Source organism: Parazoarcus communis, assembly GCF_003111645.1.
Taxonomy (GTDB): Bacteria; Pseudomonadota; Gammaproteobacteria; order Burkholderiales; family Rhodocyclaceae; genus Parazoarcus; species Parazoarcus communis_A.
Window position 1 is genome coordinate 4073919 of the sequence record NZ_CP022187.1, and the last position, 13133, is coordinate 4087051.

General features: G+C 65.6%; 10 protein-coding genes. 3 read left to right on the forward strand and 7 right to left on the reverse strand.

Annotated features, from left to right (window positions below; all coding sequences use genetic code 11):
• Positions 1–7 precede the first annotated feature (7 nt).
• The 4 genes from CEW83_RS18630 to CEW83_RS18645 form a co-directional block, all read right to left on the reverse strand.
• The gene (locus CEW83_RS18630) at positions 8–1216 is read right to left on the reverse strand and encodes an ABC transporter permease (protein ID WP_108950694.1); all 1209 of its coding nucleotides are present in this window, start codon (positions 1214–1216) and stop codon (positions 8–10) included.
• Complete coding sequence (locus tag CEW83_RS18635) at positions 1213–1926, reverse strand: ABC transporter ATP-binding protein (RefSeq protein ID WP_108951521.1); 714 nt, start codon at positions 1924–1926, stop codon at positions 1213–1215. Before CEW83_RS18635 ends, CEW83_RS18630 begins: the two co-directional genes overlap by 4 nt.
• Before the next feature lie 19 nt (positions 1927–1945).
• Positions 1946–3100 (reverse strand): efflux RND transporter periplasmic adaptor subunit, encoded by a 1155-nt coding sequence (locus tag CEW83_RS18640; RefSeq protein ID WP_108950695.1) that lies wholly within the window; start codon positions 3098–3100, stop codon positions 1946–1948.
• 114 nt (positions 3101–3214) lie between these two features.
• Positions 3215–4951, reverse strand: a complete 1737-nt coding sequence (locus CEW83_RS18645) for a glutamine--tRNA ligase/YqeY domain fusion protein (protein ID WP_108950696.1) — start codon at positions 4949–4951, stop codon at positions 3215–3217.
• A 159-nt stretch (positions 4952–5110) separates the two neighbouring features.
• Here CEW83_RS18645 and CEW83_RS18650 point away from each other — a divergent pair, with 159 nt between their 5' ends.
• The 3 genes from CEW83_RS18650 to CEW83_RS18660 all read left to right on the forward strand — a co-directional run bounded on the left by CEW83_RS18650 (position 5111) and on the right by CEW83_RS18660 (position 7433).
• Positions 5111–6235: a mechanosensitive ion channel family protein gene (locus CEW83_RS18650; RefSeq protein ID WP_108950697.1), complete on the forward strand. Its 1125-nt coding sequence runs from the start codon at positions 5111–5113 to the stop codon at positions 6233–6235.
• Between the two features lie 31 nt (positions 6236–6266).
• Positions 6267–6650: a fluoride efflux transporter CrcB gene (gene crcB, locus CEW83_RS18655; protein WP_108950698.1), complete on the forward strand. Its 384-nt coding sequence runs from the start codon at positions 6267–6269 to the stop codon at positions 6648–6650.
• A 126-nt stretch (positions 6651–6776) separates the two neighbouring features.
• Positions 6777–7433 carry an OmpA family protein gene (locus CEW83_RS18660; protein ID WP_108950699.1) on the forward strand — a complete coding sequence of 219 codons (657 nt, stop codon included), beginning with the start codon at positions 6777–6779 and terminating at the stop codon, positions 7431–7433.
• An 82-nt stretch (positions 7434–7515) separates the two neighbouring features.
• Here CEW83_RS18660 and CEW83_RS18665 read toward each other — a convergent pair whose 3' ends face one another.
• From CEW83_RS18665 to CEW83_RS18675, 3 genes are all read right to left on the reverse strand, one after another.
• Positions 7516–10788: a DEAD/DEAH box helicase gene (locus CEW83_RS18665; protein ID WP_108950700.1), complete on the reverse strand. Its 3273-nt coding sequence runs from the start codon at positions 10786–10788 to the stop codon at positions 7516–7518.
• A 338-nt stretch (positions 10789–11126) separates the two neighbouring features.
• Positions 11127–12521 carry a 3-oxoacid CoA-transferase gene (locus CEW83_RS21780; protein ID WP_108950701.1) on the reverse strand — a complete coding sequence of 465 codons (1395 nt, stop codon included), beginning with the start codon at positions 12519–12521 and terminating at the stop codon, positions 11127–11129.
• A 78-nt stretch (positions 12522–12599) separates the two neighbouring features.
• Positions 12600–13106: an acetone carboxylase subunit gamma gene (locus CEW83_RS18675; protein ID WP_108950702.1), complete on the reverse strand. Its 507-nt coding sequence runs from the start codon at positions 13104–13106 to the stop codon at positions 12600–12602.
• Positions 13107–13133 lie beyond the last annotated feature (27 nt).

A 13133-nucleotide genomic window follows, 5' to 3' on the forward strand; every position in this document is an offset into this window, starting at 1 on the left:
GCCTGTCCTAACGCTTGGCCAGAGCCTGCACGGGGTCGAGGCGTGCAGCCCGCCGCGCCGGCAACACGCCGAACAGCAGTCCGGTGCCCAGCGCCGTGCCGAGGCCGGCCGCGACCGCCCAGTCAGGCGGCCACGCCGGCAGCACCGGGTAGGCCAGGCGGATGCCCCAGGCACCAAGGTGGCCGAGCCCGTAGCCGACCAGCGCACCGGCAATCGACAGCAGCGCCGCTTCGGTGAGAAAGGCAAACCGGATGTCGCGAGCGGTGGCGCCGAGGGCCTTGAGCAGACCGATTTCGCCGGTGCGCTGGGTAACCGCCACCAGCATCACGTTCATCACCAGGATGCCGGCGACCGCGAGGCTGATTGCGGCGATGCCGGCGACGCCCATTGTGAGTGCGCCAAGGATGCGGTCGAAGGTGCCGAGCACCGCGTCCTGGGTGATCAGGGTGACGTCGAGTTCGCCATCGCGGCGGGCCCGAAGAATGTCCTCAAGCTGCCGCTGTGCGGGAGCGAGGGCCTCGCGATTGCGGGCCTCGACCATGATGCGGAACAGGGTGTTGGTATTGAACATGGCCTGCGCGGTGGCGACAGGCACCATCACCAGTTCGTCGGTGGTCATGCCCAGGCCCTGGCCGGCCGGGGCCATGACGCCGATGACGCGCAGGCGCGTGTCGCCAACGCGCACCATGCGCCCCACCGCGGCTTCGGCGCCGAACAGCTCGCGCCGGATCTTGTCGCCGATCACCGCCACTGCGCTCGCACGCCCGAGGTCTTCCCGGGGCAGGAAGCGCCCCTGGGCGACGCTGTACTGACGGATGTCGAGGTAGTCGGCATTGGTGCCGAGCACCATCACGTCGCGCAGGCGTCCGCCCACCGAAATCTCGGAGTTGCCGACCGACAGCGGGGCGATGCGGCTCACCAGCGGTGCGCGCAGCAGGGCGGCGGCGTCGTTCACCGTAAGGTCGCGCGGGGTACTGGTGATGAAGCTGCCCGCGTTCACGCCCCCGGTCTCGTTGCGACCGGGCAGAACGATGATGAGATTGGCGCCGAGCGAGGCAAACTCGCCGACGACGTAACGGCGTGCGCCATCGCCAAGGGCTGTCAGCACCACGACTGCAGCGACACCGATCGCCATGGCCAGCACCATCAGCGAGGTGCGCAGTGGATAGCCCAGTGCCGCACGGGTGGCAAAGCGCAGGGTGTCGGCGGGGGTCACGATCCGCTTGCCCCCCGATCTGCATCTGTGCCGCCACGCAGATCCCTGACCAGGGCGCCGTCCTCCATCATCAGGCGGCGGCGCGCACGCTCGCCCATCGAGGGGTCGTGGGTGACAACGATCAGCGTGGTGCCGCTGGCGTTCAGCGCCTCGAGCAGGGCGGTGACCTCTTGCCCGGTATGCCGGTCGAGGTTGCCCGTCGGCTCGTCGGCCAGCAGCACGGCGGGTTGCATGATGGTGGCGCGCGCGATTGCGACGCGCTGGCGCTGGCCGCCCGAGAGCTCTTCCGGGCGGTGGTCAGCGCGGGTCTGAAGGCCGAAGTCCTTCAGCGCGCGCTTTACGCGGGTCGAGCGTTCGGATGCCGGCATGCCGGCAAGCATCAGCGGCAGGGCGATATTCTCGGCCGCGGTCAGGCGGGGAACGAGGTGGAAACTCTGGAACACGAAGCCGATGCGACTGCGGCGCACCGTCGCCTGCTCGTCCGCGGACAGGGTGGTGACGTCGCGCCCCTCCAGTCGGTAGTGCCCGGCATCGGGGCGGTCGAGCAGGCCGAGCAGGTTCAGCAGCGTGGATTTGCCCGAGCCTGACGGCCCCATCACCGCGACGTACTCGCCCGCCTCGATGGTGAGCGACACCGCGTTCAGCGCATGTACTTCACTGTCGCCCAGGGTAAAGACGCGCTCGATGCCTTCAAGCTCGATCTGCGCCATGGCTTTGCCTCCGGCGTGGTCAGCGGGTGCGGCCATCGTCGTCGACGACAGCCTGCGCGCCCGCCGTTACGCCCTCACGCTCCAGCGAGGTGACGATACGCTCGCCAGCCGCGAGCCCTTCGAGTACCTCGGTCTGATCCCAGTTGGCGAGCCCGGTCTTGAGCGCCCGCTCGCTCAGCACGCCGTCGTCGCCCAGGACCAGTACGCGCTGGCCTTCGCGCAGGGCTGCGGTCGGGATTCGCAGGGTGTCCTCGCGGGTGTCGAGCACGATCTCGACATCGGCGCTGTAGCCCACAAGCAGGCCGCGCGCTTCTTCAGGGTGGTCGAAGGCGACGTCGACCTCCACCGTGCGGGCCTGTTTTTCCACTGCCGTAATGTAGGGCGCGATGCGCTTGACCCTGCCCGCAAAGACGCGGTCAGGCAGCGCTTCGAAACTGATGCGGACGACCTGTCCGGGCTGGATCTTGGGTGCATCGATTTCGTCCATCGGCGCCTTGACGTAAAGGCAGGACTCGTCGATGAGGTCGATGGCCGGGGGGGTGGGCACGCCCGGGGGCGACGGGGTGGCGTACTCGCCGAGTTCGCCCGTGATCTTGGCGACCGTACCGTCAAACGGGGCGGTCAGCACCGTACGCTGGCGATCGATCTCGGTCGCGGCCATCTGCGCCTCGACCGTGGCAACGTCGGCGCGGGCCGTGGCGCAGGCCGAGCGACGCGCCCTGGCCTCGGTGCGGGCCTTGTCCTCGACGCTGGCGGAAACAAAGCCGCGCTTGACCAGCGCAGCCTGCCGTTCTGCTTCGCGCTCGGCATTGTCCGCAAGCGCGCAGGCTTCCTGAACGCGGCGCCCTGCGGTGATCAGCTGGGTCCGGTTGACGCTGAGGCGGGCGTCGATGTCACGGTTCCACAGGCGCATCAGCACCTGCCCGGCCTTGACGTGATCGCCCTCCCTGACCGGGAGGTCTTCTATCCGCCCGCCAATGATGGTCGACATTTTGGTGCGCTGGCAGGCCTCGACCTCGCCGGCACGGGTATTGGCAATGCTGGCCTCCACCTTGCCGCGACCGACTTCGTGCACCACAACGGCAACCGGCTGCGGTCGCGTCAGCCACCAGATGGCCCCGCCAAGCAGCGCGAAGATGAGGAGGAGATAGAACAGGCGGCGTGCGAGCGTCATGGCAGTGAGTCTATCAGTGCGTGATGATCCTTGTGGCGTCGCCCGCTACTGTGTCCCTGCTGCAATGGAAGCTTGAGTGCGCGGGACCCCGGAAAGGCCCCCGCGTGCCGGCCGTCAGCCCTTCTTGCTGACCTTTGCCCAGGAATCCTTGAGCGTGACCGTGCGGTTGAATACGGGCGCTCCATCCGCAGAGTCGCGACGGTCGGCGACGAAATAACCGTGGCGCTCGAACTGGAAGTGGTCTTCAGGATGCGCACCGCGCAGCGCCGGTTCGAGCCAGGCGGTGATGACCTGTTTTGAGTCGGGGTTGATGTCGTCAAGGAAGTTCCGCTCCATCTCCTCCGCGTCGCCTTCGCGACGCTGCCCGGGGTGAGGATGGGCAAACAGGCGGTCGTAGATGCGGACTTCGGTCGCATAGCCATGGGCAGCAGACACCCAGTGCAGGTTGCCCTTGACCTTGTAGTTGTCGGCGCCCGGTGTGCCGGACTTGGAGTCGGGCATGTACTCGGCCAGCACCTTGACGACATTGCCGTCGGCATCCTTCTCGCAGCCGGTGCATTTGACGACATAGCCATAGCGCAGACGCACCATGTTGCCGGGGTAGAGGCGGTGAAAGCCCTTGACCGGCTCTTCCATGAAGTCCTCACGCTCGATCCACAGTTCGCGCGAAAACGGCATCTCGCGCTTGCCCAGTTCGGGTTTCAGCGGGTGGTTCGGGGCGTGGCACTGCTCGCTCTGGCCGGCGGGGTAATTGCTCAGCTCGAGCTTGAGCGGATCGAGCACGGCGACCCGGCGCGGGGCCGAGTCGTTGAGGTGTTCGCGCATGCACTCCTCGAGCACGCTCATGTCGATCCACGCGTCGCCCTTGGAGACGCCGATACGCTCGGCGAACAGACGGAAACCCTCGGGGGTGAAGCCGCGTCGACGGGCGCCGATCAGGGTTGGCAGGCGCGGGTCGTCCCAGCCGTCGACATGGCCTTCGTCTACAAGCTGGATCAGCTTGCGCTTGGACAGCACGACGTAAGTGAGGTTGAGGCGGGCAAACTCGATCTGCTGCGGCAGCGGACGCGGGAAGTGACCGGCGGTGGCCAGCGCGTCGAGCAGCCAGTCGTAGAACGGGCGCTGATCGGCAAATTCGAGCGTGCAGATCGAGTGGGTGACGCTTTCGATGGCGTCCTCGATCGGGTGGGCGAAGGTGTACATCGGATAGATGCACCAGTTGTCGCCCGTGCGGTGGTGGGTCGCCTTGCGGATGCGGTAGATCGCAGGGTCGCGCAGGTTGATGTTGGGGCTCGCCATGTCGATCTTGGCGCGCAGGATCTGGCTGCCTTCGGCAAACTCACCGGCACGCATGCGGCTGAAGAGGTCGAGGTTTTCGGCCACGCTGCGGTCGCGCCAGGGGCTGTTGGTGCCGGGCTTGGTGAGTGTGCCGCGGTTGGCGCGCATCTCGTCGGCCGACTGCGAATCGACGTAGGCCTTGCCGGCCTTGATCAGCGACACCGCGCAGGCGTACATGATGTCGAAGTAGTCGGAGGCAAAATACAGGTGCTTGCCCCATTTGAAGCCGAGCCACTGCACGGCCTCGATGATCGAGTCGACGTACTCCTGCTCTTCCTTCTCGGGGTTGGTGTCATCGAAGCGCAAATGGCAGGCGCCATCGTAGGCTTCGGCAAGGCCGAAGTTCAGGCAGATCGATTTGGCGTGGCCATAGTGCAGGTAGCCATTCGGTTCGGGCGGGAAACGGGTTTCCACGCGGCCGGCCCATTTGCCGCTGCGCATGTCTTCATCGATGATGTTGCGCACGAAATTGGTGGCAGGAGCGGGTGCAGCCTTGGTGTCGTTCGGATTCATCGGGTGGGGCGGGTCCGGGTTGCGGCGCGCGATGCGCCGGGTTGGTTACTGGCTTGGGCGAAATTGTAGCCGATGCGCCGCCCTTGGCGCCTGATCACGTCCGTGGCGCGACATCAGCCTTGGGTACAATGGAGCCTGTTTTCGCCTGGTATGTGACTCATGAACCTCGATTCGCTTGAAAGCTGGCTGAAACAGATTGCCGGTGGCGATGCGCTGCTTGCACTGGTGCTGCAGGTCTTCGTTGTCGTGCTGGTGGTCGTGGTGGCCAACTTTTTTCTGCGCAGGGTGCTGGCCCGGCTTGAAGAGCGTACCCGGCTGACCACCACGCCGTGGGACTTTGCCCTGGTCTCCGCAGCCCGCAAGCCGCTCACGCTGCTGGCATGGATCGTCGGCATCACCTTTGCTGCGCGCATCGTGCAGGCACACGCGGATGCCGCGCTGTTCGAAGCGGTTGCGCCGGTGCGCACCATCGGCGTCATCGGCTGCATCACCTGGTTCCTCGTGCGCTTCATCTCCAATGTGCAGGACGGCGTGATGGCACAGCGCCTGGCGCAGGGCGAGTCGGTCGATCGCACCACGGTGGACGCAATCGGAAAGCTGCTGCGCATCTCGGTGCTGATTACCGCCGTGCTGGTCGGGCTGCAGAGTCTGGGCTTCTCGATATCCGGGGTGCTGGCGTTCGGCGGTGTCGGCGGCATTGCGGTCGGCTTTGCCGCCAAGGATCTGCTGGCCAACTTCTTCGGCGGACTGATGGTGTATCTCGACCGGCCCTTCGTGGTGGGAGAGTGGATTCGCTCTCCGGACAAGGAGATCGAAGGCACGGTGGAGGAGATCGGCTGGCGCCTGACCCGCATCCGCACCTTCGACAAGCGCCCGCTGTATGTGCCCAACTCGGTGTTCACCCAGATCACGGTGGAAAACCCGTCGCGGATGAGCAATCGCCGCATCAAGGAAACGGTTGGACTGCGCTACGCCGACATCGACAAGGTGGCGCCGATCGTGAGAGACATCAAGGCCATGCTGCGCGCGCATCCGGACATCGACCAGGCGCCGACCATGATCGTGAATTTCACCCAGTTTGCCGCGTCTTCGCTCGACATCATGGTGTACACCTTCACCGTGACGACGGCCTGGGTGGCGTATCACGAGGTCAAGCAGGATGTGATGCTGAAAATCGCCGAAATCATCGAGCGTCATGGCGCCGAGATCGCGTTCCCGACCCGCACGCTGCATGTGGAGGGCGCCGTCGATACGGTGCCGGCGTCGGCGCCGGTTGCGGGTTGATGGACTTCCACTACGAACTTCGGGTTTCGATATGAACTTCTCGGCGTTTGCCGCAGTCGGTGTGGGTGCAGCGTGTGGCGCGTGGCTGCGGTGGGGCTTGGGCGTGTGGCTCAACCCGGTGTCTGCAAAGATCCCGCTGGGAACGCTGGTGGCAAACCTCACCGGTGGATTTCTGATGGGGCTGGCGCTTGCGATGGTGCATGCGCTGCCTTCATTGTCACCGACCGTGAAGCTGATGCTGACGACGGGGTTGCTGGGCGGTCTCACCACCTTCTCGACGTTTTCCGCGGAGGCCTTTCACCTGGTTCAGCGGGGTGCCTGGCTGTGGTTCGGCGTGCATCTGGGCGCTCATGTCGCAGGATCGGTGCTGATGACCTGGGCGGGCTACAGTCTGTTCAATGCCATCAGGGCCTGATCAGCAGTCGCGCTAACGCTTTGTTGCATTCCGGTCTGTGTGCTCAGACGTGCAACACTGCAGAATTGTTGGGCATGAATCGTGGTCCAATAACTATTCGCCAACAAGAAAGGAGGCTCGATCACCATGAAGACCATTATTTCTTCCGTTGTTTGCGTGGCACTTGTCAGTGGGTGCGCAGGGATGAATGAAACCCAGCGTGACACCGGTACCGGTGCGGCCATCGGTGCTGTTGCCGGCGCTGTGCTGGGGGCAGCAACTTCGGGCAAGGGCAATCGCGGAGAGGCGACTGCCATCGGCGCAGCGGCGGGTGCCGCGATCGGTGCGGGCGGTGGCTACCTGTGGTCGCAGCGCATGCAGGAGCAGAAAGCGGCCATGGAGCAGGCGAGCCAGGGAACCGGCGTCGGGGTGATGCAGACCTCGGACAACCGTCTCAAGCTTGATATCCCGAGCGACATCTCCTTCGATACCGGCCGCTACGACATCAAGCCCAATCTGCGCCCTGTGCTCGACCGGCTGGCTTCCAACCTCACCCAGTACACGGTGACCACGGTAACCATCGTCGGCCATACCGACAGCACGGGCTCGGATGCGGTGAATAACCCGCTGTCGATCAATCGTGCGGCCGCGACGCGTGACTATCTGACGGCACGTGGCGTGGCGCCGAATCGCATCACCATCGACGGCCGTGGTTCGCGCGAGCCGGTGGCTGACAACAGCACGGCGGCTGGTCGCGCGATGAACCGCCGGGTCGAGATCTTCATTGCCGAGCCTGCGAAGTAAACCGGCACCGGTCTGACTGAATGGCAAAGGGCCCGTCCGCAGTCGCTGCGGGCGGGCCCTTTTTGTTGGGCGCTGCCTTGGCCTAGCCCTTCTCTGCCGGCAGTGGCGCGAGCAGGGCGGCGATGTCGGACTCGCCAAACTTGGCCAGCGCGTTGCCATCTTCCGACAGCACGCCGGCTGCCAGCGCGGCTTTCTTGTCCTGCAGGGCGAGGATGCGTTCCTCGATGCTGCCGGCACAGATGAGCTTGAACACGAACACCGGCTTGTCCTGCCCGATGCGGTGGGCACGGTCGGTTGCCTGGTTCTCGGCGGCGGGGTTCCACCATGGATCGTAATGGATCACGGTGTCTGCCGCGGTCAGGTTGAGGCCGACGCCGCCGGCCTTGAGGCTGATCAGGAACACCGGCGCGCGGCCCTGCTGGAAGTCTTCCACCGGAATGCGACGGTCGCGGGTGTCGCCGGTGAGGCTGACCCAGCCGATCTGTGCCTCGTCGAGCTCGGCTGCGATCAGCGACAGCATCTGGGTGAACTGCGAGAACACCAGAATCCGCCGTCCCTCATCGATGAGTTCGGGCAGCATGTCCATCAGCATGTCGAGCTTCGCCCGCTCGGTGACGCGCGATGCGGCCGGGGACTTGAGGAGGCGGGGGTCGCAGCAGACCTGACGCAGTTTCAGCAAGGCGTCGAGGATCACGATCTGGCTGCGGGCGAAGCCCTTGCTGGCAATCTCGCCGCGAATCTTTTCGTTCATCGCTGCGCGCACGGTCTCGTACAGGTCGCGCTGTGCGCCTTCAAAGGCGACGCTGCGCACGATGATGGTCTTGGGCGGCAGTTCGGTGGCGACGTCTTCCTTGCGCCGGCGCAGGATGAAAGGTTTGAGCCGGGCTGCGAGGAGGTCGCGGCGCACGGTGTCACCATGCTTTTCGATCGGCGTACGCCAGATGCGGGTGAACTGCTTGAGGTCGCCGAGAAAGCCCGGCAGCAGGAAGTCGAACTGCGCCCACAGCTCGCCGAGGTGGTTCTCCAGCGGCGTGCCGGTGAGGCCGAGCCGGTGCCGGGCGCGGATCTGGCGAATGACCTGTGCGCCCTTGCTTGCTGCATTCTTGACGGTCTGTGCCTCGTCGAGGATCAGCAGGCTCCATTCACGGGCCTGCAGCGCCTCGGCGTCGCGCCACAGCAAGGGATAGGTTGTGAGCGCCACGTCGACGCCGTCGAGTTCGTCGAAACGTGCGTGACGATCTGCGCCGTGCAGGTTCAGCACCTTGAGCCGGGGGGCAAAGCGCTTGGCTTCGGACTGCCAGTTGAACACCAGCGAGGTCGGCAGGATGACCAGGGCGGGCTGGTCGAGGCGGCCGGCCTGTTTTTCGGTAAGCAGGTGGGCGAGTGCCTGCGCCGTCTTGCCCAGACCCATGTCGTCGGCAAGAATGCCCGCGAGGTCGTGTCGCACGAGATGCTGCAGCCACGCCAGGCCTTCGAGCTGGTAGGGGCGCAGCTCGGCCTTGAAGCCTCGCGGTGCGCGTACGCTCTTGATGCCTTCGGCGTTGCGCATGCGTGCCGACAGCGCGAGCAGGGTGTCAGCGCCGCGACCGGGAAGTTCCAGTTCGGCCAGTCGTCCGGCATCGAAAGCGGGCAGGCGCATGGGCTCGCCGGGGCTGTCGAAGAGGTCGACCAGTGCGCGCACCAGCGGCTTGAGGCGGCGGGCCGGAATGCGCAGCCGGCCGAGTTCCTCGTGGTGCAGGAAGATGGATTCGTCGTCGCCGATCTGGTCCAGCGCCCCCGACAGCCAGCGTCCGTCCTGCGCGAACAGCGTCGTTAGCAAGGGCGCCAGCGCGACCGGGCGGCCATCGACCTCGATTCCCGGCGAAATGTCGAGCCAGCCGCTCTCGGCTTCGTCGACGTCGAGGATCAGGGCGTCGATATCGACTGCGTGATGACGGAAGTCCGCCGGCATCTCGATGATCCAGCCTTCGGCCCGCAGTTGTGGCAACTCATTGGCGGTGAACTGTGCCCACTCGTCTTCGTCCGAGAGCCCCAGCATGTGCGCGGGCACAAGGTCGTAGCCTCCGTGAACCTTGCCTGGCGGGACCTTGGCCAGACCGCTGCGGACCAGGCGGCGTGCTGCGGCGGCCTCGACGTCGGCATCGCGCTCGAGGCGGGCGGTGCGGCCGTCCGGCAGCGCGTGCAGCATTGCGCTGTCATGCGCGTCGATGGTGAGTTCGCCGTAGCGGAAAGCCAGGGTTGCGTAATCGAAGTGCTCAAGGCCGTAGCGCGGATAGCTGCGAAAGTTCACGCCCGCCACATCGAGGGTGCCAATGCGCAGCACCGGGATGGCGGGGCCGCCGACGCGTACCGCGGGGGCATCGCTGCTGGCCGGCCCGGGGAGCTCGGGCGCGACTTCGCGCAGGGTGTCGGCGACGAGTTCGGATTCTGACGGGGTGAGCGGGGGCAGCAAGAGCAGGCGGACGATCTGCTCGGGCGCTGCGTCGAGCGTGATGAGCCCGGCTTCGTTGGTCTTGCGCTCCACGTACCAGGGCGGCACCAGGGGCATGACCAGTTCGGCTTGCGGTTCGACGCGCAGGGCAGGCGCACGGCGACCATCCGTGGTGGTCAGCCATTCGAGGCGGCCGGGGCGGGCAGCGCCCGGCTTCAGTGCCGGGTTCATGAGGTCTTCGAAGTGGCATCGCCCGCTTTCGACCAGTGCCTCGACCAGCGCCTGCGAGTTGCGCCCGGCGAGCGGCAGCGGGTTGTCGAAAAGCGGGCCGCGCGGGCGCTGGGCCCACAGCAGGCGCAGGATGTCGAGATCCGTGTCGTCGATGAACGAGGGTGGTGCGTCGAGCGCCCGCTCGTAGTTGCTCCAGTTCTCCGAACTGCGGATCTGGCCCTGACGGTCCAGTCTGACCTTGAAGCAGTTCAGTGCGTACTGGCGGGTTTCGGGGTCGAAGCGGACCAGATAGCGCAGGCCGTGGGTGGTCGATGCCTGTCGTTCGGTCGGGGCAGCGGGCACCCCGGCTGCGGCGCGGAAGGCCTCGACCCAGGCCAGCACCTGCTCGCGCGGACGATTCGGGTCCTGGCGGCGGTTCAGCCACGCCAGCAGGGTGGCCGCGACGTGTTTGCAACTGCCGCCCACAGGGCAACTGCAGGTGGACTGCAAGGCGCGTGCGGCCAGCGGGTGCGGGTTGAACCGGATCGCCACACGGTAGGGCTGACGCGCAGAGCCCTGAACCTGTGCCGAAAGCAGGTCGCCCTCAAGCTGCAGGTTGCTCGTCGCACGCAGGCAGGCGCGCCCCTTGTCCAGTTCGCGCTGTCCGAGCCAGGTGATGATGTCGGCTTCAGAGAAAGTATCGAACACGGTCATGCGGCGATTTGCGGGGAGCGGGACAGGTTGGGCTGCACGGCAGTCGAAGGTGTCCGGGACACGTTGGCGAAAGGCGGAAGTTTACCTGTAAATGGCGCCGCGCCGTGTGATTGCTGTGCTGATTTGCCCGCGATGGAGTCTGCAGCGGCGCAGGCGCGGGGTGTCGGCGCCTGTTCCTGGCCCGAAAGACAGGCGCGCATGCCGCGAAGAGGGGGGCTTGAGGGGAGCGCTGCGCCCGCAGCGTTTGCGCGGGGGCTGCCCCGGATGGGATGGGGGACGCGGTGTGCCGGGTCAGAACGATCGGGCGCGGGCCCGGTGCGTTCTGACCCCCTGGCGGTTCAGTCGTTGCAGGCCATCAGGTCGGGGGAGAGACGCCATGCGGGTGTGGTCTGTACCGCGAACCCGCAGCCGGTCTTGGCCCGCACTTCATCGAGTGTCACGCCCGGATGCAGTTCGGTCAGCGTCAGTCCGCCTGCCTGATTGACGAGGAAGACGCACAGGTCGGTGATGATCATGTCCACCACGCCTTTTCCGGTCAGCGGCAGACTGCACTGGGGCAGGATCTTGGGCGAGCCGTCCCGCGCCGTGTGTTCCATCAGCACGATCACTCGACCGACGCCGGAGACCAGGTCCATTGCGCCGCCGGGACCCTTGACCATCTTGCCCGGTACCATCCAGTTGGCCAGGTCGCCGTTTTCCGACACTTCGAGCCCGCCGAGAATGGAAAGGTCTACATGCCCGCCGCGAATCATCGCGAAGGAGTCTGCGCTGGAGAAGAAGCTGCTGCCCGGCAGGCTGGTGATGGTCTGCTTGCCGGCGTTGATCAGGTCGGGGTCCAGCGCCTCGGCGGTGGGAAAGGGGCCGATGCCGAGCAGGCCGTTCTCCGACTGCAGCGTCACCTGCATGCCGTCCGGGATGTAGTTGGCGACCAGGGTCGGGATGCCGATGCCGAGATTGACGTAGAAACCGTTACGCAACTCCTGGGCGGCACGCTGTGCCATGCGGTCGCGTACAGGGTCGTGCTTGCCGGGTGCGGCGGCGCCGGCCGTGGTGCGGAATTCGATGCGTTTCTGGTAGTCGCGCCCCTGGATGATGCGGTCGACGTAGATGCCCGGAGTATGGATCTGGTCCGCATCCAGCTCCCCCGGTTCGACTAGTTCCTCGACCTCGGCGACGGTGATGCGACCGCAGGTGGCGATCATCGGATTGAAGTTACGGGCCGTTTTACGGAAAACCAGGTTGCCGGCGCGATCGCCCTTCCACGCCTTGACGATGGAGACGTCGGCCTGGATCGCGGGTTCGAGCACATATTCGCGTCCGTCGAAGGAACGTGTTTCCTTGTCCTTGGCGAGGAGCGTGCCGTACGCGGTGCGGGTGTAGAAGCCCGGGATGCCGGCGCCGCCTGCGCGCAGGCGTTCGGCCAGCGTGCCCTGGGGAACGAGTTCGAGTTCCAGTTCGCCGGCGAGCACCTGACGTTCGAACTCCTTGTTCTCGCCCACGTAGGACGCGACCACCTTCTTTACCTGGCGCGTCTTGAGCAGCGGCCCCATGCCGAAATCGTCGACGCCGGCATTGTTGCCGACAATGGTCAGTTCGCGGGTGCCGGCCTGCAGCACCGCGTCAATGAGATTCTCCGGTATGCCGCACAGGCCGAAGCCGCCCGACGCCAGGGTCATGCCATCGAACAGCAGTCCGTCGAGGGCTGCTGCGCCATCCGTGTACACCTTGTTCATATCTTTTCGACTCCCCTCAGATCCTGTCTCTGGCAAAAAAACGGGGCAGGCCGTGGCCTGCCCCGCGCGGAACAGCGCTCAGTCAGCGCGTTCCGGCACCGGCATGCCGATCCAGTCCTTGTAGAAGGACTCGATATCCGGCTCGAAGTCGTGGATCACCGGATACCAGGGGGTGGGCGCTTCGACGTCGTGCATCGTGCCGCAGGTCGGGCAGTAGTACTCGCGATAGACCTGCCACTGCGTGTCAGGCGCCATTAGCCTGGGGTACACCTCGGTCATGGCCTCTTCGGTGTCGCGCACGTAGATCGAGGCATGCATCTTCCAGTTCTCGCGGTAGTCGCAGAACTCGTGACCGCAATCACACTTGATGAGCCACTTCTTGCTCTTTGCGGACTGCACGATGTACATGTGCGGGCCGAGCGGCAGGACGATGCGGTCCTTGAACGTGACCTTCTTCTGCAAGGCATCGACGTACTGCTTGAAGCGGCTGTTGTCCTTGGGCATGGACAGCATGCGGAAGGTGGTTTCCCAGTCCAGCGAGCCGTCGACCAGGTGCGAAACCTGTTCATTCGTGTAGGTAGACATTGATTGCTCCTTGATTATCTTGGTCGT

Excerpts from the sequence above, each read along its gene's own strand:
- CEW83_RS18635 (WP_108951521.1), bottom strand. The coding sequence starts at position 1,926 with ATGGCGCAGATCGAGCTTGAAGGCATCGAGCGCGTCTTTACCCTGGGC.
- CEW83_RS18640 (WP_108950695.1), bottom strand. The coding sequence starts at position 3,100 with ATGACGCTCGCACGCCGCCTGTTCTATCTCCTCCTCATCTTCGCGCTG.
- CEW83_RS18645 (WP_108950696.1), bottom strand. The coding sequence starts at position 4,951 with ATGAATCCGAACGACACCAAGGCTGCACCCGCTCCTGCCACCAATTTC.
- CEW83_RS18650 (WP_108950697.1), top strand. The coding sequence starts at position 5,111 with ATGAACCTCGATTCGCTTGAAAGCTGGCTGAAACAGATTGCCGGTGGC.
- crcB (WP_108950698.1), top strand. The coding sequence starts at position 6,267 with ATGAACTTCTCGGCGTTTGCCGCAGTCGGTGTGGGTGCAGCGTGTGGC.
- CEW83_RS18660 (WP_108950699.1), top strand. The coding sequence starts at position 6,777 with ATGAAGACCATTATTTCTTCCGTTGTTTGCGTGGCACTTGTCAGTGGG.
- CEW83_RS18665 (WP_108950700.1), bottom strand. The coding sequence starts at position 10,788 with ATGACCGTGTTCGATACTTTCTCTGAAGCCGACATCATCACCTGGCTC.
- CEW83_RS21780 (WP_108950701.1), bottom strand. The coding sequence starts at position 12,521 with ATGAACAAGGTGTACACGGATGGCGCAGCAGCCCTCGACGGACTGCTG.
- CEW83_RS18675 (WP_108950702.1), bottom strand. The coding sequence starts at position 13,106 with ATGTCTACCTACACGAATGAACAGGTTTCGCACCTGGTCGACGGCTCG.